Origin of the sequence: Pararcticibacter amylolyticus, from assembly GCF_003130405.1 — a bacterium.
GTDB lineage: Bacteria > Bacteroidota > Bacteroidia > Sphingobacteriales > Sphingobacteriaceae > Arcticibacter > Arcticibacter amylolyticus.
In genome coordinates, this window is record NZ_QEAS01000025.1 from 24,000 (window position 1) to 45,328 (window position 21,329).

Sequence of the window (21,329 nt, forward strand, 5' to 3'; positions counted from 1 at the left end):
TTGTTACTTGCTACTTGCTGCTGAAAGCCGTACCTTTGCATATCTCTTTTATATTTCAATTTCATGGATTTAAATATCGATTTCAAAGAAAAATTTGAATCACGCCATATCTCTCCTGACAGTCCTGAAACATCCCAAATGCTTGCAACAGTCGCTGCGGGTTCATTGGATGAATTAATTTCTCAGACTGTTCCGCAGCAGATCCGGTTAAAACAACCGTTGAATCTTCCGGCTCCGAAAAGTGAGTTCGATTACCTGAACAGCCTGAAGCAGACAGCTTCAAAAAACAAGGTTTTCAAGTCATTCATCGGTCAGGGTTATTATGACACGGTCACCCCACCGGTGATCCTGCGTAACATTTTTGAAAACCCGGGATGGTACACCCAGTATACCCCCTACCAGGCTGAAATATCCCAGGGCCGGCTTCAGGCCTTGCTGAATTTCCAGACCATGGTGATTGATCTCACGGGAATGGAAATTGCCAATGCCTCTCTTCTCGACGAGGGTACCGCAGCGGCAGAAGCGATGTTCATGCAGTTCAGCCTGCGGACAAACAAGAGTGCGAATGTATTCTTCGTTTCAGAAGATCTTTTCCCGCAAACAATCGACATTTTAAAGACCCGTTCGGCTCCCTTCGGAATCGAATTACAGATAGGCAATCACCAGACAGCAGAGCTTAACGATTCTATGTTCGGTGCTATTGTTCAGTACCCAGCAGGAAACGGAGAAGTACACGACTACTCAGACTTCGCTGCCAGTGCACATGAAAAAGGCATTAAGCTGACCGTTGTGGCCGACATCCTGAGTCTTTGCCTCCTGACGCCTCCCGGAGAATGGGGAGCAGATATCGTAGTAGGATCTACCCAGCGCTTTGGAATCCCCATGGGCTTCGGCGGCCCCCATGCTGCTTACTTCGCTACACGGGAAGAATATAAAAGATCCATGCCCGGACGGATCATCGGCGTAACTATCGACTCTGCCGGCAACTATGCGCTCCGGATGGCTCTGCAAACACGGGAGCAGCATATCCGCAGGGATAAGGCGACTTCCAATATCTGTACCGCACAGGCTTTACTGGCTATTATGGCCGGAATGTATGCTGCCTGGCACGGACCGCAGGGACTCAAAACCATCGCTAAACGCACACACGGACTCGCAGTCCTGCTGTCCGACGCCCTTCAATCCCTTGGCTACAAGCAGCTGAACACTTCTTACTTCGACACCATCCGTTTCGAAGCAGGTAATATCGCAGGCCCTCTTCATGCAGAAGCATTGAACAACGAGATGAACCTTCACTATGACGGATCTGTTGTTTCGGTCTCCCTGGATGAAACAACTTCCCTTGACGAGGTAACAACGATCATCCGTTTCTTTGCGAAGGTAAAAGGCAAGAGCATTCATGATGTTGACCTAGATGGATTAAAGCAGGGAATACAGGCAACCATTCCTGCCGCACTGGAAAGACAGACAGAATACCTTGCGCATCCTGTTTTCAACACCCATCACTCAGAGCACGAAATGCTCCGTTATATCAAATCACTGGAAGCAAAAGACCTGTCTCTTTGCCATTCCATGATTCCCCTGGGCTCATGTACCATGAAGCTTAACGCAACAACAGAAATGATCCCGGTTACATGGCCGGAATTCAGCAAGATCCACCCCTTTGCACCAACCGACCAGGTAGGCGGCTATATGCAGGTGATCGATGAGCTGAACAAATGGCTGAGTGCGATTACCGGCTTTGCATCCATGAGCTTCCAGCCTAATGCGGGTGCGCAGGGCGAATACGCCGGATTAATGGTGATCAGAGCCTATCATGCAGACCGGGGAGAATCTCACCGCAACGTAGCTCTTATTCCATCTTCAGCACACGGCACCAACCCTGCATCAGCAGCAATGGCCGGGATGAAGATCGTGGTGGTAAAATGCGACAGCAACGGAAATATCGACGTAACGGACCTGAAAGCCCGCGCAGAAGAATTCAAAGATACGCTGTCATGTCTCATGGTAACTTACCCGTCAACACATGGAGTGTTTGAAGAGTCGATCATCGAGATCTGCCAGATCATTCACCAGAATGGCGGGCAGGTATATATGGATGGTGCAAACATGAACGCACAGGTCGGACTTACCAGTCCAGCTACTATCGGCGCCGACGTTTGCCACCTCAACCTGCACAAGACATTCTGTATCCCCCATGGCGGCGGCGGCCCTGGCGTAGGCCCGATAGGAGTTGCCCAGCACCTGGTTAAGTATTTACCGGGGCATTCAGTTGTAGACATCAGCAAAGAGAAGTCTATTCCCGCAGTATCGGCAGCACCATGGGGCTCAGCCTCTATCCTGCTGATTTCACATGCTTATATTGCCATGATGGGCGCTGAAGGTTTAACCAATGCCACGAAATATGCCATTCTGAATGCCAACTATATCAAATCACGTCTTGAATCTCACTATCCTGTATTGTATACAGGAAGCCAGGGCCGTTGTGCCCATGAAATGATCCTCGACTGCCGCGCATTCAAGCACTTCGGTATCGAAGTAACAGATATTGCAAAAAGGTTGATGGATTATGGCTTCCACGCTCCTACCGTATCTTTCCCTGTAGCGGGAACCCTGATGGTAGAGCCTACAGAATCAGAGCCCAAACATGAGCTCGACAGGTTCTGCGATGCGCTTATCGCCATCCGGGAAGAGATCAGCGATGTTGAAAGCGGAAAAGCAGACAAGATCAACAACCCGTTAAAAAATGCCCCTCATACGGCGCACGTGATAACAGACGATACCTGGGACAAGCCCTACAGCAGACAGCAGGCTGTGTTCCCTCTGGCTTACGTGGCCGAACGTAAATTCTGGCCCTCTGTTGGCAGGGTGAATGACACTCACGGAGACAGAACCCTCATCTGCTCCTGCCCTCCGATAGAGGAATACGCAGAAGCATAACAGCAATAAAAAAATGAGGCTTTAGTATAAAACTAAAGCCTCATAATTAAACTAAGCAGGCAATATCATTAATGAGCAGCAGGCGTTACGGCGTCAAGAGCAAATACCTTACTCAGGTTATCCGTATTACTGCAGCTAACTTTTAGATCTTTCACCAGGCCTGTGCGGATATCCACTACCCATCCGTGCACTTCAAGGTCAGAACGTTCTTTCCAGGCATTCTGGATAATCGTGGTTTTACACAGATTAAATACCTGCTCAATTACATTCAGTTCTACCAGCCTGTCTGCCCTTACCTGGGGATCTGTGATCAGGTCGAGCTCGTGAGAGTGCAGACGATATACGTCCTTAATATGTCTCAGCCAGTTGTCGATCAGGCCAAACTGTTTCCTGGTCATCGCAGCGGCCACTCCCCCGCATCCGTAGTGACCGGCAACAATTACATGCTTCACCTTTAATACGTTCACCGAGTAATCGAGTACACTCAGCATGTTCATGTCCGAATGCACACACACGTTTGCGATGTTACGGTGAACAAAAACTTCACCCGGCTTGGTATTCGTTACCTGGTTTGCCGGAACACGGCTGTCGGAACATCCGATCCAGAGTACCTTAGGGCTCTGGCCAGCAGAGAGCTTCTTAAAATAGTCAGGATCGTTTTTCAGCTCTCCTTCTACAAAGAGGCGGTTTCCCTCCAGTAACTGGTCGTACGTGCTCTTCTGAGCTTCTTTTATATCTTTTTCCGTTGCAACGGTTGGATTATTTTCTTTTGCCATTTGTTTCTGTTTTATAAAATGAGAGATAATAAATTAGTTGTTGTGAGGTACTGATTCCTTCCGCGTTTCTGATACCGAAAGAGGATCTTTGTCCTTATCAGGAGTATAGATCAGATCTTTCAGCTGCGGCACATCGTACCGGTGTTTTATATCCTTTAGCTGGACTATGATTCCCTTCGAGTAAGCATTATGCTTAAAATTGTGGATGATCTCCAAAACATCCGGGTCAATGTATCTCGAATTGCTTCCGTCGATCACCACATCCGACTCGTTAGGAAGATGATTCAGGGTGAAAGAAATTGCCGCTTTGTTGAGGAAAGACACTTCTTCAGAAAGCTTAATGGTAATCACCTTTTTATCGCCATTCCGCCCGATGGTATAGAAGTATGGATTACGGAGGTTATTGCGGAGGATGTAGAACACACCAACCACCATTCCGATTCCTACCCCTTTGAGGAGGTCGGTAAACACGACAGCCACAACGGTAACAATGAACGGAATAAACTGGGCCCATCCTTCTTTATACATCTTCTTGAATAAAGCAATCTTTGCCAGTTTATACCCTGTCACCAGCAGGATTGCTGCCAGACATGAAAGCGGGATGCTATTAATAAGCCCCGGGATCAGTAAGAGGGAAAGCGCCAGCCACATCCCGTGCAGGATAGCACTTATTTTTGTTTTTCCCCCGGCATTTACATTGGCCGATGAGCGTACGATCACTGCCGTCATGGGTAAACCGCCCAGGAACCCGCTCGCCATATTTCCGATCCCCTGAGCTACCAGTTCGCGGTTTGTTGGCGATACCCTTTTCAGCGGATCAATCTTATCGACTGCCTCTAAACTGAGCAGCGACTCAAGACTTGCCACAATGGCAATGGTCACCGCTACCGTCCAAACCTCCGGATTCACAATCTGGGAGAAGTCAGGAGTAATGAAAAGCCCTGTAAACTCGTCGAATGAATTCACAACAGGGATCCCAACCAGGTGCTCATCTTTGATCTGAAGAGAAGTACCCTGAAAGATCTTATTAAAGACAATTCCGAGCACTACCACGATCAGCGGAGCCGGAACACTGCTTAGCTTCTTAATCTTAGGCCAGTAGATCAGGATAATCAGAGAAAGAACACTGATAATCACAGCGCCGTAGCTGATAGCCGACAGGGCATTCGTCAGTGCCGAAAAGGTATTGTGATCACCTGTCTGAAAGGCTTCACTTCCTTCAAATTCTGCATCGTACCCAACGGCGTGAGGGATTTGCTTAAGGATCAGGATAATACCAATAGCCGCAAGCATACCCTCAATCACGGAAGAAGGAAAATAATTTGCAATAGTACCTGCGCGCAGAAAACCCAGTACTAACTGAAGAGCTCCTGCAAGGAGTACTGCGAGAATGAAGGTTTCGTAAGCGCCGAGCTTTGTGATGGCTCCCAGCACAATAACCGTAAGGCCGGCCGCCGGCCCGCTCACGCTTAACTGGGAACCGCTAAAAGAGGCGGTTATAATTCCTCCAAGTATCCCGGTAAGCAAGCCGGAAAATAAGGGGGCTCCTGAGGCCAGGGCAATACCCAGACACAATGGTAAAGCCACCAGGAATACGACAATACTTGCCGGAAAGTCTCTTTTGAGGTTTCTCGGCGAGAAATAGCTCTTAAAACTTGTTGATGCAGACATATGATTAGCTGCCATATATTTTTTGATATGAGATTTTAGAAGATCAGATTAAAGACAGCCGTTCCCCGGAAATCTTTAATACTGTTAAAATAAGTGTGCGTAAAAGCAGGGGTTTATATGCTACGCATTAGGTGGCGGGGTCGGAACAGAGGGATAAAATGCCTGAACATGTTTATCCTGGTCCGTATGTACATGCCCTGTATTTAACATCCATAGAGGGCTGGAAATCGATATTCCGGGATAATTGAAAGTAATGAACTCCTTTGCTGAAAACTCCTTTCCATCAGAAGGCTTCGAGTGCTCAATCTCCAGCTGCATGATCACCGCGTTGACGGTTTTACAATCGAGATGAGCTTTAATAAGGGGCGCAACAGAAATTACCATCTTGCTCATGAAGATGGACAGGAAAAGAATGCTGATCAATTTTTTTGCAATAGTCTTCCTCATAAATGTTTATGGCCCGCAGTTTACAAAAATAGTAGTCTCAGGCAAAAGCCGAATTTAAAACGCTTTTTTTACAAAATTGTTATAAAAAAATTAGAATTCTTACTAGATTCCTAATTTAACATAAGATGAGGGAAATATAAATTTAAAGTAATTCGGAAAGCCCCCTGAACAAACTCTCCCACTCAGCAATATCATGGCTGCCCATCCCCAAACTGCGTAGGCCATCTTTAGGGCTTCATGTTGTATATTTGGTGACCGTGACAGCATGGAAAATCGAGTTTATCCGTTGCTATAAAACGTTAATCAATATTTCCGGAGGACTATGAAAGAACGACTTCTCCACGTTTTAAGTCAAATAGAAAAAATAGGTGGAGACGCAAGGCCGTTAATAGCTGAAGCGCCCGCGCAATTTGACGACGTTTATGAGATTGAACAGAAACTTGGCTATTCAATCCCATTTGACTTTAAGAATTCGCTGCTAACCCTTAGTTCTCATTGGGAATTCAGGTGGTTTCTTCCCGACGGTTTTCAACTGCCGTATAAATTGAGAGGAATATTCTGCGGGGAGTTACATTGGGGAATGCACCTCATTCTGGATTTTAATAAAAATAAAGATGAGTGGATTAGAAATATATTTCCCGACCCGGATAATGAATATGACAGGGTTTGGCACAACAAATTCGTTTTCCAGGAAGTGGGTAATGGAGACTACATTTCTATTGATCTGTTACCCGATACATACGGTAAAATAATCTACTTAAGTCATGACGATGGTGAGGGGCACGGCTATGTTATGGCCCATTCATTCTCTGAATTGTTAAACAATTGGACTCAGTTGGGATGTGTGGGCGGGGAGGATTGGCAATGGATGCCCTTCTGCAAAGACAAAACCAGTGGAATCAATCCAAACTGTTCAAATGCCTTGCTTTGGCGGCAAACTATAGGGTTGTTGTAAACGAATGCTTAACAGGATTTATCTCCCAGCGTTAAGCTTTCGACAAAAAAATAAGCGATATTTATCACAATCAAGGTCGGCAGAACTTGATTAGTATGGTAGTGTTATTTCTTAAATGAGAATACAAATTATAAGCGACTTACATCAGGAGTTGGGGATTTCGGACTTAAGCTTTGAATATGCTGACCTTGTCATTTTAGCTGGTGATATCAATCTGGGGACAAAAGGCATTGAATGGATTAAAAAATATATTCCTAAGATCCCTGTAATTTATATTCTTGGTAACCATGAATACTATAAAGGTTCATATCCAAAAACACTCCATAAGATCAAAGAGGCATCAAGGGGGTCAAATGTGTCCGTTCTTGAAAACGACAGAATTGAATTTGACGGGATAAGGTTTCATGGGGCAACACTATGGACAGACTTTTCCTTGTTCGGAAATCCGGTTGAATATGGAATTATATGTCAGACCAAAATGAACGACTACAAGCAAATCCGGCTAAACCCTTCTTATTCTAAATTAAGAACGATCGACACCTACAAAATTCATCAACTTTCAAAACTATGGTTACAGGAAAGTCTGGCAGAATCTAAGGATTATAAGAACGTCGTAATTACCCATCATGCACCAAGCATAAAATCTGCACCCGAACTCTATAAAAATGACCCTGTTACATCTGCCTATGCTTCCGATCTTGAAGAACTCATTACAATTTATAAACCGCTATATTGGATACATGGCCATATTCATACACCGGCAAGATATAAGATAGATCAGACTGAAATTATATGTAATCCACATGGGTACATTGATGAGGCATATAATGGATTTGATAAGGAGTTGATAATAGAAATATCATGAACACAGATGTGAGTGAGCAGCGGAGGCATCTCTGCAGCCTCAGGATTAATAAAGTATTCTGTTCCTTTGGTTCTTCCCCGGGTATGGATTAGCTCAAGATCTATTAGTCTGCCGATCCAATGACGCAAATCCATTTCGTCTTTTTGATTCAGAATCTGTGAAAGCCCTATAGCAGTAACATTCAGCGGCCAGGAAGTTCTATCGGACCTTCTGCTGCATACAAAGGCATTAATTATGTCACTGAGTTCATTGATACAAAGGAAAAACTGGAGCCGGCTAAAAATCCTGCCACATATTATTAGGTTTGTAAGGCATCCTATTCGGCTCAATATCCTCCCAACTCCTATACGGAAACTTTCGGCTAGAAAATATATAAAATGACCATCTCCAGAAACACAGCGGATTTATCTTGTAAAGACGATACAATACTCTATTCCCGGGAGATGGTTTATTTTCCCGTATAAAACGCCCCATCACCCAATCGGCTTGTATCAAGCCATCCTTGAAACCAAAATCTTGTATTATGGTAAAAGAGCCATCTGCATTCGAATATCTGAAATGCCTATTACCATCGATCTCACGAAGAATGATCTTATTTATAATTGGAAGGTTCGTGAAAATAAACAGGCTAAAAATCGCAATAGTGATGACTCGCAGTTTCATATTCATTAGTTTTTACAATTGGTGCTGGCTGGAGATAAAGTCAAAACCATGTTTTCCACCAGGGCTTCTTCTTTGTGTCTCTGTTATATCGGTAGTAACTGCCCCCGGTTAATTCCTTCGTTTCTATATCAAAAGAAAACGGCACCCATTCATCAGAATCGGGCATAGGATCATAGGAAATACCGGTTACTACCACTCCTTCTATTTTAAGTTCTTTTATTCCATCCCATGATATTTGTTCAGAATGCCAGAACGCTCCTGTGGGTTCTATGATAGTTAAGCAAGTGGATGATTGCAAAACGAACCTCCCCTTTGTTGCTTCTAGTAAGCATTCATAATCGGTACCAAATACTGCCAATGGAGTAATAGTGCTTTCTGGATTCATCAAATAACATAAACCCCTGGCTATTACAATCAGATTGGGGCTATCCTCTAGCTCCAGTATCTCAGTTAACGCAGTCCATCCCGGTTCAAAGTTTGCAACCCAGGTCGTTTCGTCATGAGTGTAAAATTTTACTGGCACTCCTTCCGAATAGTAAGGGCGGTTGTCTTCCGTTACCGGAATGTACATCGGACCATAAGTTGGCAATGACTTTAGTATTTCAAAACGCATGATGGTTAATTTATCTGATAGCTTTGCATTTCTTTCTAAATCGTCGCTGCCAGGTTTCCCGTTATTTTCTGACAGGTAGTTCTTTGAATACTCTGCTTTTTGTCCTATCATTATCGCCGGGGATGTGGGATTTAAAGAATTAATCCTAACCGCTTATCCAGTCGAGGTAATTATCCTTTGTAATACACTGGAAGCCTGCATCAGGGTAGCTGCCCGAAAATGCGGGAGGAACCCTGGCCTTCTTACTGGCATTGAACTTAAACTCATAGGCATGCAGTTCCCCGGCTTTCAATTCAATCAGATCTATTTCCTGCTGATTATAATTCCGCCAAAAGTAATACTGCACATGCTCCTGTAAATAACTGTTCCGTTTAATGCGCTCGCTGATCAGATAATTTTCCCATAAGCTCCTCACATCCTGCCGTATGCTCACTTGCCTTAGATCCGTTATAATAGCATTTCTGATCCCATTGTCCACAAAATACCACTTTGAACTTTTTGATATTTCCTTTCTTGGATTAGTGCTATATGCAGGCAGGCGGTAAATGAGAAATACCTTACTCAGCAAATCCAGATAGTTCTCAACAGTATTTTTACTGATGCCTAATTGATTACCTAATTCGTTATACGAAACCTCATTCCCCGCCTGGAAAGCAATCAGCCTAAGCAATTTTACAATTTTATCCGACTGACGGATTCCTTCAAAAGCCAGTATATCTTTGAGTAGATAAGATTGGACCAGTCAACGTACTGACAAAAGTAGTATTAATTTTGTCAACATACTGACAGAATTAATACTACTTTTGTAAGTATCCATTCTCATAGATGATACGTTAAGCACCGCATATAGGCCAATGATATTTTATCAAACATCCCCTATAGTGACAAAATTTGCGCTGAGAACAAGAGACTCGTTTATTTACCTGTTTATCCAGCCATGAGCCGGAGAGACCGCCATAAACTTACACAGCTATTAGTGGATTTCCCATTGGCAAAATGATTGTTTTGATTCGATTCGCTTTCTGAACAGGTTCTGTACTCGTGATTAGAAATATCATCAGAAGAGAGTTCTCTTAAAGAATCAGGTTCGTCGTACATTTTACCGCTTCACAGTAATTACTATACTGGAATTTGATCCTTCGTTCACACAAAACTTCACTTGCACATTATTTCCTTTAAGTTGATACGATTCTTTGACAGCAGCCTTTTTTGCGATTTCTAAAGCCTTTGAAGCATACCCGCTATGCTGATTTCCGGTCTTGCTCATCGTCTGGATGTTTATTGTTTAAGTTGTTGAATGCTAAGTTAGAATATTACATATTAATATTAGCATATCTATTAAACGTTTTATCAATAGAGGGATCAACGTCAACGGACTTTATAAAGTAATGGGAGAAGAAAACATCATTTATGATGACGGACAGCTCAAACTGGAGGTGATCGCCCCTATTGCAGAAAAAGTGCAGATCAACGGCATGGAACAATACGCCCTGCGATGGTTTGCTGACGGGGATGTAGGAAAGACCAAGAACGGCCATTCGGTGGTCATCATGGCGCACATAGGAAAACTGAAAATTCTGCTTGGTGGAGATCTCAACTCCCATTCAGCCGATTTCATCATGTCGCAATACGGCGGAGAAGACCTCGGGCAGCTAAAGATCCAACTGACAAAAGCAAAAACAGACAATGAGAAAAACGTCCTCCAACAAAAGATCGATCAGCTAATCGGAACTTGCCGGAAAACAATGGGATGCGACGTGGCCAAATCTTGCCACCATGGCAGTCACGACATCACCAACGAGCTTTTGAAGGCATTTAACCCGATTGCCACTGTAATTTCCAGCGGCGACGAAGAGTCATTCTGCCATCCAAGGCCCGAGACGTTGGGCGCAATCGGCAAATACAGCCGGGGCGACCGGCCACTGATCTTCAGCACCGAACTTTCCCGCTCTTCACCAGAGTACTTTACCCTGAAGATGCTTAAGATCAAAACGCCGGCAGAGAAACAACGGCTGGTTTCTACTTATGGAATGATCGCTTTGAGATCTGATGGCCTAAATACCATCATTGTGCAAAAGCTGGAAAAAGAAACTTCCCGTTTTGGAAAGCTGGTTAAATGGCAGATCGATAAGCTCATCTGGAACGACAAACGCGGAGAGATTATTTCCAAATCTTAATCGCAGGAGGGAAACCATGAATACGGGACAGAATCCGGAATAATTTGCCGTGAATGGCCATTCCGGTCATTTACCGGCCATTTATTTTTTTGCCTGTCGTTCAATACCAATTTCGTTAGCAGTTCCACCTGGTAAATATCCTTAAATAAATACAGACATCAATGCGACATTTGAGAATAACGCCCCCTTTGCGCGACAGTTTTCCAATTGGGTGCCTAATTTACTGGTCGTAAAGAAATTAGGTGAACGCCATGAGTAAAGCTGGATTATAATGAACGGATCCGCCGTCCATGGATTATAGATCTGAATCCATATGCCAATGCTGCTGATCCATTAAATATTACACACGGTAATCCGTATCTGAAGCCTGAGCTTACCAGAAAGCTGGAACTTTCGCATACGTATACAGGCAATAAGAATACGCTATTTACGAGCAGTCTGTATTATAGCTCCAATAAAAGAGCAGTAGAACAGATCTCCAGAGCAGATGAAAAGGGAATCTCGTATACCATGCCTGATAATATTGGTGAAAGTACCAGAATGGGGCTGAACTTAAACTCTGTTTTTAATCCCGTTCAAAACTGGACTGTCAACGCAGGCGCTGAGGTATTCCATTTAAAGTTCCGAAGTAATTCCCTGGGTCTTGAGAATGATGGAACATTTTTCAATTCGGGTATCAGCAATACCATCAATCTGATGAAACAGCTTCACTTTTGTGCTTCTGCGGATTATGGAAATGGTTTTATCACGCTGCAAGGAAAAATTCTGCTAATTACTCCTATCGTTTTGCTGTGAAGAAAGACCTAATGAATAATAAGGCAAGCCTTACCCTATCAGCAATCAATCCATTCCAGAACAATTTTAAGGAAACGGCTTACGCCTTTGCCCCAACTTTCCAAAGTACCCAAATCAACAGGTTTTATAATAGGGCAGCAACATTAACGTTTAGCTGGCAGTTTGGTGGACTACGCGCTTCAAAGGAGAGAGAAAGTCATTTTTCCGATCAGTCGCACGATAAATCTCCGAGAATGAGAAGAAAATAATGCTATTAAATCTGCCTGCAGGGGAATGATCTGGCCCTGCAAAAGCAGATGATTAACATTCGGTTACGGGAAAGCCAAAAGATCTTTTAACCGGTTCTCCCGATCAGTAAGTCAAACAAAGTGCACTATTAAAATTCAGATTTCAATAAAATATGCACTAAAATAGTGCAATATGTCTTATAAAAATAAGTCAGATATTTTTGTTTACCTTTCAAACATAATAAAACCCGTTTTGCGTTTTAACCGGCAATATTCTACCGGGGTAATTATTATTAGTGCAGCATAGCATTGTTTATCCAGGGGAATCCTACCAGAATAAAGCTTCATGACATACAACAAAAGCACTCTGCAAAACATTACATTAATGCTCTTCTAAGCGTTACCCTGCATATTTTAGAAAAATTCATTATAAACATGTAGAAGGGCATATTTATACCGGCACGACGGTGAATTATATATAATTTCTCTAAAAATAACCTTTTAGAACAGTAGGAGCATTATCTTCAAAATGACCGCTTTAATATTATATACGCTTAAATGCCTGAGCAGCTTTGGGATTATATTGCACGTGGCGTATCCACTGGGATTATCAAATAAATGAATATACCAGACGGAGAAAACAAGAAATAGAGAAAAATGAGTCGTTACTGGATCTACAGGTCTTTTCCCATACCTTAATTTTTGATGGAAACGAAGTGGCCTAAATGCTAGCTCAATCAATGATGAATTTCTGCCTTTATTGCCTAGTCATTATATGAGTATTATGATGGATAGAAAAATTCTATGAGGGTTGTGTCTCGCTTATTATCGAACACGGTCGTTACCACTTAGCCTACGGTGGGACATTTAAATCTTTAAGTGTTGACGATGAAAACGGAGTGGATGATAAAACTGGTTTCATGTATATAACGTGCGAAGGTCTTTCACCTTTAGATAGAGGGCATTTCGGTTCGAATGGTGCCAGCCAGTCCCGTTAGATAATTCTCTAGTGCCTTTGGCGAAAGGTTATTAAATAGTTACACTTTTATTGCAAAGCAGATCCCGCTATTAGCTTACAACTATTGGATCTACCGAATTTATACTTCTTACTTTTTATTTTCTGTGCATCCTTATATTCTGAAATTTGAAACTGTTAGTTTCCGATTAAGCAGGCGTGACAAAACACCCATTTATAGGTATTTTTTTCTCACACATGTCTTCTTATACTTGTTAATCAAACCAAAATATCATGAAAAAAAAATCCTTCATACTTAAAGAGGGTGTATACTTTAAAATTCTGACATTGCAGATCCTGTATTATTTAAGCGTAATCCGGTTGCGATTGTAAATAGTCCAAATTTATTCAATCAGAACAGCACAATGAAATTCTCAATAAAAAATCATTATTGACCTTTCAAAAGCATAATAATGGCATTCTCTATTCGATCTTTTGACAAACGTAATAGACTCATAGAGTTCTTATTATACAGGCAATTTCCAGCATACAAGATTTAAGTACATTAATAATCCAGGTAGAGCAGAAACTAATTTTATCAAAATGAAAAGTACAATTACATTCGCTTTTTTTTTATTTTCCACAGCGCTTTATGCACAAGATGAAGAGCCTTGTAAACTCCTTTTGCAAAACGGCCTCTATAGGACTTATCAAATGGCTAAAACTGGCAATTTTCAAAAGGATTTAAAAATGTATTTTAGTTCTGAACAATTTAAAAAAGACTTCAGAGACAATAAGTGGGGAAGCTCTCTTTCTGTAATAACAGATGCTGTACCCATTGAGTTAGGCGTTAATGCATCTGATTCTAAAATGAATGAATTTCAAAATAGTATTCGCAATTCCACGTCTTTAACAATAAATCAATCTTTCTATGATTATGCATATACAAACATTCCGGATATTGAAATAGCCAAGACATACATGGAATGTATAGATAAATCAAGAAAATTTGGATTTAAATTAAATGCCAGTGTTAGTGATAAAGAAGTATTATTTATAGTATCATATTATAAGGAAATTGAATCCGATCCAATGCCTAAGGTTGTAAGATTTGAAATCAGGGGTGCTTACAATATTACAAAATCCTTCAACATGGGAGATCTTTTGAAAAATCAGACATCTATAACTTGTGATAGGGATCCTAATAAAGATCTTATATTAGTTTTGGAAACTGATAGGGGAGTCGCTTCATATAAAGTTCCTGCGGATCCTACTGGTTTTAATAAAGATTTACCAGTAGGAACCATTATAACATCTTATCTAAACTGGACCGAATTTCAGGTTGCAACCAACAATAATTTAAATAACCCAATAGGAAATATATGGACAGCAAAGTTTTCAAAATGGGCCCCCGCAGATGGAAGAGAGGTGCCAAACTCAGCATTTCAAAGAATCGCCAATCAAACTAAGCTTCCAGATTTGAGAGGATTGTTTGTGAGAGGACTAAATCAATTTGATCAGGATCAATCCACGATTGTTGCTGGGGAGAGAAAAGATCCAGACACAAGAGTTAGAGGAAGTTATCAAGCGGATTTAGTGGGAGCACACAGTCACGGATGGACTGGGCATTCTGGCAACGGAAATCCTTCAAGGGCATTAGACTATATTCCAACAGACCCTACAGGAAGAGAAGATGCCTATGTAAGAAAACCAGAAAAAGGATATTCAGAAAGTGGAATAGGCTCAGAATCTAGGCCCAAAAATATTGCTGTTTATTACTATATAAGAATAAATTGATAGCGGCATTGGCTTAAGATATACTTTATTCCAATCTCTCTCGACCGTAAAACAACCTCTTTGCAGGATCCTATGATGCCGCGCAGGCCGGAACTCCCATATAAGACAGCCTCTTCTGCTTCCGGCTGCTAGTGTATATTGCAGCATTGCTGGATTTTTAGTAATTTCCCGGTAAATCACTGAATATCATGTCCGTTATCCGATACGATGAGGTAAAAAAAGTGTGGCGGGAGATCGCCAGGAATGCACCCGACCGGGAGCTATCCTTTGAACTGGAGCTTCATAAAAAGCTGCTGAATATTTTTCATGTTGGCCCGTATTATCACTATATATTTAATTGCTCTACTACGCAAATGGAATATGTCAGTGATGCGATAATACCCGTACTCGGGCTTAGTTCGCCGGATATTTTTACAATCGAATACTTGCTGGAAGTGATACACCCTGAAGACCTCCCCTATTTTATCGGTTTTGAGAAGCAGGTGACACGTTTTTTTAACGATCTGCCTCCCGATAAAGTACTAAAATATAAGGTTAGCTATGATTACCGCATACGCCATACTGATGGCACCTATGCCCGGATCTTACAACAGGTTGTTACCATTCAAGCCGATGAGCAGGGAGCTGTCATCAGGGTGCTTGGCGTACATACTGATATTACGCACCTGAATAAGCCGCCTGGATCAACCCTGTCTTTTATCGGGCTTGACGGAGAACCCAGTTATTATCATGTATGTGAAGGTAGGACGGCACTGTTGCCCCGCAAAAGTATCTTTACCCGACGGGAAAAAGAAGTGCTGCAATATGTGCTCCAGGGTAAAACAAGTCAGGAGATTGCCGATGCCTTATTCATCAGCAAACTGACAGTAGACGGACACCGCAAAAAATTGCTGCGAAAGGCAGGCGTAACATCGGCAGTAGAACTGACAACGAAAGTGCTCCGCGATAATTTACTAGGTTTTTGACCTCTTCGACTGATAGCCCGGTGCTCGGGAAACAGTAGAATTGACAGAAATTTACAAGAGGGTGAAGGGTGAAAATATACATCTCCCCTGAACTCATTTTCGCTCCTCCTGAATCTCCGGCAAGCCTTCCTTACCGCACTTCGTAGTTCGGGATACAACCTTCATTGATCGGGCTACAAATGTTACAGCCCTCTGCCGCACCTTTGTAACATCATTAACAATCAATAAAACAGCAGAATATGAATGCAAGTAAAGTTTGGTTAGTCACCGGAGCATCTAAAGGTTTAGGGCTTCAACTTGTGACGAAATTATTGCAAAAAGGGCATCAGGTTGCAGCGACCTCCAGGTCTGTCGAAGATCTTCAGAAGGCTGTTGGTGTACAACACAATTTCCTTCCCTTAACATTGGATGTCAGTAATGACAATGCCGTAAAATTAGCCATTGAAAAGGTGGTAACACACTTTGGGCACTTAGATGTAGTTGTTAACAATGCCGGGTACGGGCAATTGGGCACCCTGGAAGAATTGACCGACGAAGAGGCCAGAAGAGCTTTTGATATCAATGTGTTCGGCTCACTTAACATCATTCGAAATACAATGCCCTACCTGCGTCAGCAGCGTTCCGGATATATCATCAATATTTCATCGATCGCAGGTTTCGTAGGTGGATTCCCTGGGTGGGGAGTGTATAATGCTTCCAAATTTGCCGTTGCCGGAATGACCGAGGCCCTTGCAGCGGAAGCACAATCACTGGGCATCAAAACGACTATCGTCTATCCGGGATATTTCCGTACTGAGTTTCTATCTAAAGAATCTTTGCGTACAGCCAAACATCCTATCGATGACTATAAAGAAGCCCGTGAATTAGACCGCGTACACCTGCAAGATATACCTGGCAATCAGCCTGGAGATCCGCAAAAAGGTGCCGAAGCCCTGATTGAACTCGTATCATTGGAACAAGCGCCATTGCATTTCTTCATGGGAAGCGATTCATTTGGTATGGCTTCACAAAAAATAGATGCCGTCCAAAAAGATCTTTCGGCACATGAGTCTTTGAGCAAATCCACCGACTATGCTCAAAATTGATAGTCAGGGAACTGAAAACGGCTTTGATGCCTTGTAAAACAGCTGCAGCCCGGCCCACCTTGTCCATATTCCACTTGTGGACAAAGAACTCCCGACGACAGTTGAGTTTTTTTACTGCATGTGTCTATTCCATTAATAACATGAAAATAAGTGGGACGAAAACATCTGCTTCTGTCCCACCTTTTTCTTAAATTAGTCAAGACTGTGATACATCACTTAAAAAATATTGCCTCTTTTCATCAGATCAGCGGCCTTGCGAAGGCGGAACATCCATTAATCAGCCTGGTAGATTATAGCCTGGTTTCTTACCAGACGGATGAGCCTGAGATCAGCTGGGTGCAGGATTTTTATACCATTGGATTAAAAAGAAACATCCAGGGAAAATTTAAGTATGGTCAGCTTCCCTATGACTTTGACGAGGGCTTACTTTCTTTTGTTGCGCCGGGCCAGGTTGTCAAATTGTCGACTGCTAAGCCGGGCGTACAGCCATCCGGGCTCCTGCTGGTCATTCATCCGGATTTTTTATGGAATAGTCCGTTGGCTAACAAAATCAAAACCTATGATTTCTTTGGGTATGCCATCCATGAAGCCTTATTCCTTTCGGAAAAAGAAGAAATCATCATCACAGATCTGATGGAACAAATAAAGCGGGAATACCACTCAAATATTGATGCTTTCAGTCAAACGATCATCCTGTCTCAGATTGATCTCTTACTGAGTTATTGCGAACGTTTCTATCAGCGTCAGTTTTTGACACGCAAGATCAACAATCAGGAAATATTGACAAAGCTGGAAAAGGTTCTGGAAAAATTCTTCTCCCCGCAAAGCTTAGCGGAGAAAGGCATACCAAGCGTACAGGACATCGCATCAGAACTTTATTTATCGCCCAATTACCTGGGAACTGTACTCAAAAACAGTACGAAAAAGACTACCAAAGAGCATATACAGGAAAAGCTGTTGTCTCTGGCAAAAGAAAAGCTCTCGACCACTACTCTGGGCATCAGCGAGATTGCATACGAACTTGGGTTTGAGCACTCACAATCGTTCAACAAGTTTTTCAAAACCAGGACAATGCAAACTCCCCTGGAATTTCGTGCGGCATTCAATTGACGGGTTCAAGCCAAGAGTATGTCTTGAGGGAAGCCAAGCCCCGATGGAGCTGTAAAGATTACAACAGCTAACAGTAATGATACTCCAAATTCATCAGATCCCCAATTCAACCTGGAATAATGCGCCCCAGTAGTTATCGTCATCCTGGAAATCCCAGTCGCCATCTTCCGTATTGTAACTTAAATTCAGCTGAGCTTTGATCCGGTGCTTCCTGAGATAGCGGGTAACTCCTGCTTCCAGGATTTCTTTCCGGGGTTCATAAATTGCAGTGAGGTCTTCCGGCTGTAGAATGGAATACCGGAGAGCAGTCTCGTAATGATTTTTAAACAGATACGAAACCTGGTGATTATTTCCCCAACCGGCGTATACATACCGGAGGTTTCCGCTATTGTTAAATGTGAGCGGGTTATCAGATGTGCGTTTCATATATTCCGACTCGTACGCCCACCCGTTATATTTGAAGATCAGGTCGAATATAGCAGTCCCCATATCCCTGGCGGCATACAATTCCTTTCCCAGCTGTCCGCCTGTCCGGTTTGTCTTAAAGTTATAGCTGTATCCACCGGCAAGGGATAATTTGGGCGATTCCTCCCGTTCCAGGTCACCTTCAGAGTAGTCGCCCTCGTTCTTAAATTCTCCAAAAGGCAGTACCTCTACCCTGCCCGTATAGGCCAGGCCGTTGTCGGTAGTATTCACACTCCGCCCCTCACCTGTGGTGATGGCTCCTTTCAGGCGGTAAGGCATTCCGGCAATTTTATTGTTATAGTAGGCTTTAATACCGAAATCGCGGTCTACTGTAAAGGTATTATTCACAATCGACCGTTCGGCAAACTGCAGTTGCCCGGAAGAATTTACCCTTTGCCTGTTTCCCGGCAGCTTGTTCTGTCCGAACGCCACATAAAAGTTATCTGTAAAATGATAAAAAATGACGGCATCTCTCACGATATTGGCGATCCCGGTATTATCTACATCCTGATCTCCGCGGGTGAAAGCCAGCTGAAGGCTATACCCGATTTTTGGACTCAGCACATATCCGTCGACACGAAGTCTCAGCCTCCTGACGCGTGCGTCCCATTCAGAAATTCCGAAATCAGTTCCCCCCTGCGTATAAAAGCCCATCCTGTTCTGCATCCTGAAGCGAAAATTAGCATAAAACGAAGAATCTTTCGTTTTCACTTCGAGTCCGTTCATCCTGAATATCATCGACCGTTCGTCTACTTCTCCCTGCGCAATGGCCCTGACGGATACGAATGTGAGCACCGATAAAAAAAAGTAAATATTTAAAATACGCATATGCCTTAGTGACTGTAAGAAAGGGGACTAAAATACTAAAATTAAGCTATGGTATTTTCATTGTTAAGATATTCTCCTGGTGCCTCAAAAGGCAAGCTCATTACCTGTACCTGACAGCCGCAAAGTAAAATATTCATACTTTTGCAACCTCAAAAGCTCAGGAATGGCAAAAGTGACCGGCAAAGCATATGATGTAAATCTTCTTAAGCGCGTTTTCAGGTATGTAAAACCTTATAAAACGATCTTTATCTGGTCGATGATCCTGACTGTGGCCCTCGCGGCGATAGCCCCTTTACGCCCTTTGCTCATTGAGTATACGGTAGATAAATACATTCTGAATAACAATAAAGAGGGCTTAATCAACATGACCCTGATCATGCTGGTTCTTTTGTTTCTCCAGGCTATTATACAGTATTACCATACTTACCTGACCAACACCCTTGGACAGTCAACCATCCGCGATCTGCGGATTAACGTTTTCAACCATATAGGTTCACTGAAGCTTCGCTTTTTTGACAAGACGCCCATAGGGCAGCTGATCACCCGGACGGTTTCGGACCTTGAAACGATTGCGGACATCTTCTCGGAAGGCCTGATCATGATTGCCGGCGATATTTTACAACTGATCACCATCCTGGCTGTGATGCTGTATTCCGACTGGAAGCTGACCCTCATTGTGTTAATCCCGATGCCGCTTCTTGTTTTTGCATCCTACGTATTTAAGGAGGCCATCAAATCAGCATTTCAGGAAGTGAGAACACAGGTAGGACTCCTGAATACGTTTCTCCAGGAGCATATCACGGGCATGAGCATTACTCAATACTTTGCACGCGAAAACCAGGAGATGCATAAGTTTAAACAGATCAATGCCCGCCATCGCGACGCCAATATCCGGTCTAACTGGTATTATTCTATCTTCTTTCCGGTGGTAGAAATTATCTCGGCCTTCTCAATCGGTCTCCTGGTGTGGTATGGTTCTAAATCAATCATTGACCACGACACCTCTCCCGGCGTGATTATGGCTTTTATCATGTATATCAACATGATGTTCAGACCTATCCGGGAACTGGCCGATAAATTCAACACCCTCCAGATGGGTATGGTTGGAGCCGACAGGATCTTCACAGTCCTCGACACGCATGATGAGGAGGAAAATAAGGGAACTTTCAAAGGTGAAAGGATCAGGGGAGCGATATCTTTTAAGGATGTGTGGTTTGCGTACAACGACGATCAATGGGTATTGAAGAACATCAATTTCGAGGTAGAGCCAGGACAAACCCTTGCCCTGGTGGGCGCCACAGGGGCAGGCAAATCGTCGGTGATAAACATTCTCAACAGGTTTTATCAGATTGGCAGGGGAAGCATAGAAATTGATGAAAAAAACATCAGGGATTATGACCTTGGTTATCTGCGGTCGCAAATAGGCACCGTGATACAGGATGTGTTCCTCTTCTCCGACTCGATAGCGAACAACATCACCCTCAGCAATACTAAAATCAGCCGGGAGGCGGTGGAAGCGGCGGCGAGGGAAGCGGGAGCAGACGAGTTTATCAGCAGGTTGCCGGGCGGGTACGACTACGATGTGATGGAAAGGGGGGCCACCCTCTCTGCGGGGCAGGCACAGCTCATTTCTTTTATAAGGGCGATGGTGTACAATCCCAGTATCCTGGTGCTTGATGAAGCTACATCCTCGGTAGATACAGAGACGGAAATCCTTATTCAGCAGACTCTGCAAAAGCTGATGAAGGGCCGGACTTCCATCGTCATTGCACATCGTCTCTCTACAATTCAGAACGCCGACAAGATCATCGTTCTTGACAAAGGTGAAATAAAAGAGATGGGTTCTCACCAACAATTACTGCAGCAGAACGGTTATTACAAACGGCTGTTCGATCTTCAGTTTAACTCCTCAGGGATTGAAAAATCGACCCTGGGATGATAAAAAGGTTTGGCGTTTAGGCCTATTCTTATAGCTTTGCATATCTTAAATTCCGT

Annotated in this window: 15 protein-coding genes and 1 pseudogene; 10 read left to right on the top strand and 6 right to left on the bottom strand. The window is 43.2% G+C overall.

The genetic code is table 11. The annotated features are described in order from the left end of the window. Positions 1–63 precede the first annotated feature (63 nt). Positions 64–2,940, top strand: a complete 2,877-nt coding sequence (gcvP, locus tag DDR33_RS22290) for an aminomethyl-transferring glycine dehydrogenase (protein WP_109418018.1) — start codon at positions 64–66, stop codon at positions 2,938–2,940. A 68-nt stretch (positions 2,941–3,008) separates the two neighbouring features. On the opposite strand, the gene DDR33_RS22295 is transcribed toward gcvP, so the two are convergent. From DDR33_RS22295 to DDR33_RS22305, 3 genes are all read right to left on the bottom strand, one after another. Beyond that, entirely contained in the window at positions 3,009–3,716 is a 708-nt protein-coding gene (locus DDR33_RS22295; protein WP_109418019.1) for a carbonic anhydrase, read from the bottom strand. 33 nt (positions 3,717–3,749) lie between these two features. Further along, a complete protein-coding gene (locus DDR33_RS22300; RefSeq protein ID WP_238387899.1) occupies positions 3,750–5,402 on the bottom strand; it encodes a SulP family inorganic anion transporter in 1,653 nt (550 codons plus the stop codon). A gap of 105 nt (positions 5,403–5,507) precedes the next feature. Further along, positions 5,508–5,834 (bottom strand): hypothetical protein, encoded by a 327-nt coding sequence (locus DDR33_RS22305; protein WP_109418020.1) that lies wholly within the window; start codon positions 5,832–5,834, stop codon positions 5,508–5,510. Positions 5,835–6,156: 322 nt separating this feature from the next. Between DDR33_RS22305 and DDR33_RS22310 the strand changes: the two genes are divergently transcribed. Further along, positions 6,157–6,789: an SMI1/KNR4 family protein gene (locus tag DDR33_RS22310; protein ID WP_109418021.1), complete on the top strand. Its 633-nt coding sequence runs from the start codon at positions 6,157–6,159 to the stop codon at positions 6,787–6,789. A gap of 115 nt (positions 6,790–6,904) precedes the next feature. Next, positions 6,905–7,654, top strand: coding sequence for a metallophosphoesterase (locus tag DDR33_RS22315; protein WP_109418022.1), 750 nt, complete (start codon positions 6,905–6,907; stop codon positions 7,652–7,654). Positions 7,655–8,357: 703 nt separating this feature from the next. On the opposite strand, the gene DDR33_RS22325 is transcribed toward DDR33_RS22315, so the two are convergent. Together DDR33_RS22325 and DDR33_RS22330 are read right to left on the bottom strand one after the other, a co-directional pair. Further along, complete coding sequence (locus DDR33_RS22325; RefSeq protein WP_109418024.1) at positions 8,358–9,041, bottom strand: hypothetical protein; 684 nt, start codon at positions 9,039–9,041, stop codon at positions 8,358–8,360. Positions 9,042–9,075: 34 nt separating this feature from the next. Further along, positions 9,076–9,672 carry a DUF4143 domain-containing protein gene (locus tag DDR33_RS22330; RefSeq protein WP_109418025.1) on the bottom strand — a complete coding sequence of 199 codons (597 nt, stop codon included), beginning with the start codon at positions 9,670–9,672 and terminating at the stop codon, positions 9,076–9,078. Positions 9,673–10,318: 646 nt separating this feature from the next. Here DDR33_RS22330 and DDR33_RS22335 point away from each other — a divergent pair. The 6 genes and pseudogenes from DDR33_RS22335 (at position 10,319) to DDR33_RS22360 (ending at position 18,041) form a co-directional block, all read left to right on the top strand. Next, positions 10,319–11,107 carry a ComEC/Rec2 family competence protein gene (locus DDR33_RS22335; RefSeq protein WP_109418026.1) on the top strand — a complete coding sequence of 263 codons (789 nt, stop codon included), beginning with the start codon at positions 10,319–10,321 and terminating at the stop codon, positions 11,105–11,107. A 279-nt stretch (positions 11,108–11,386) separates the two neighbouring features. Next, a pseudogene (locus tag DDR33_RS26510) lies at positions 11,387–12,150 on the top strand (outer membrane beta-barrel family protein). A gap of 1,537 nt (positions 12,151–13,687) precedes the next feature. Then, positions 13,688–14,881, top strand: a complete 1,194-nt coding sequence (locus DDR33_RS22345; RefSeq protein WP_109418027.1) for a hypothetical protein — start codon at positions 13,688–13,690, stop codon at positions 14,879–14,881. 188 nt (positions 14,882–15,069) lie between these two features. Further along, a complete protein-coding gene (locus DDR33_RS26895) occupies positions 15,070–15,846 on the top strand; it encodes a LuxR C-terminal-related transcriptional regulator (RefSeq protein WP_109418028.1) in 777 nt (258 codons plus the stop codon). A gap of 239 nt (positions 15,847–16,085) precedes the next feature. Further along, a complete protein-coding gene (locus tag DDR33_RS22355; RefSeq protein WP_109418029.1) occupies positions 16,086–16,931 on the top strand; it encodes an SDR family NAD(P)-dependent oxidoreductase in 846 nt (281 codons plus the stop codon). A gap of 204 nt (positions 16,932–17,135) precedes the next feature. After that, the gene (locus tag DDR33_RS22360) at positions 17,136–18,041 is read left to right on the top strand and encodes a helix-turn-helix domain-containing protein (protein ID WP_109418030.1); all 906 of its coding nucleotides are present in this window, start codon (positions 17,136–17,138) and stop codon (positions 18,039–18,041) included. 93 nt (positions 18,042–18,134) lie between these two features. Here the strand turns inward: DDR33_RS22360 and DDR33_RS22365 are convergent, their stop codons facing one another. Beyond that, positions 18,135–19,334: a porin gene (locus tag DDR33_RS22365; RefSeq protein ID WP_238387901.1), complete on the bottom strand. Its 1,200-nt coding sequence runs from the start codon at positions 19,332–19,334 to the stop codon at positions 18,135–18,137. A gap of 163 nt (positions 19,335–19,497) precedes the next feature. Between DDR33_RS22365 and DDR33_RS22370 the strand changes: the two genes are divergently transcribed. Beyond that, positions 19,498–21,273, top strand: a complete 1,776-nt coding sequence (locus DDR33_RS22370; protein ID WP_109418031.1) for an ABC transporter ATP-binding protein — start codon at positions 19,498–19,500, stop codon at positions 21,271–21,273. Positions 21,274–21,329 lie beyond the last annotated feature (56 nt).

Coding starts and splice junctions, on each gene's coding strand:
- gcvP (WP_109418018.1), top strand. CDS start 64: ATGGATTTAAATATCGATTTCAAAGAAAAATTTGAATCACGCCATATC.
- DDR33_RS22295 (WP_109418019.1), bottom strand. CDS start 3,716: ATGGCAAAAGAAAATAATCCAACCGTTGCAACGGAAAAAGATATAAAA.
- DDR33_RS22300 (WP_238387899.1), bottom strand. CDS start 5,402: ATGGCAGCTAATCATATGTCTGCATCAACAAGTTTTAAGAGCTATTTC.
- DDR33_RS22305 (WP_109418020.1), bottom strand. CDS start 5,834: ATGAGGAAGACTATTGCAAAAAAATTGATCAGCATTCTTTTCCTGTCC.
- DDR33_RS22310 (WP_109418021.1), top strand. CDS start 6,157: ATGAAAGAACGACTTCTCCACGTTTTAAGTCAAATAGAAAAAATAGGT.
- DDR33_RS22315 (WP_109418022.1), top strand. CDS start 6,905: ATGAGAATACAAATTATAAGCGACTTACATCAGGAGTTGGGGATTTCG.
- DDR33_RS22325 (WP_109418024.1), bottom strand. CDS start 9,041: ATGATAGGACAAAAAGCAGAGTATTCAAAGAACTACCTGTCAGAAAAT.
- DDR33_RS22335 (WP_109418026.1), top strand. CDS start 10,319: ATGGGAGAAGAAAACATCATTTATGATGACGGACAGCTCAAACTGGAG.
- DDR33_RS22345 (WP_109418027.1), top strand. CDS start 13,688: ATGAAAAGTACAATTACATTCGCTTTTTTTTTATTTTCCACAGCGCTT.
- DDR33_RS26895 (WP_109418028.1), top strand. CDS start 15,070: ATGTCCGTTATCCGATACGATGAGGTAAAAAAAGTGTGGCGGGAGATC.
- DDR33_RS22355 (WP_109418029.1), top strand. CDS start 16,086: ATGAATGCAAGTAAAGTTTGGTTAGTCACCGGAGCATCTAAAGGTTTA.
- DDR33_RS22365 (WP_238387901.1), bottom strand. CDS start 19,334: ATGCGTATTTTAAATATTTACTTTTTTTTATCGGTGCTCACATTCGTA.
- DDR33_RS22370 (WP_109418031.1), top strand. CDS start 19,498: ATGGCAAAAGTGACCGGCAAAGCATATGATGTAAATCTTCTTAAGCGC.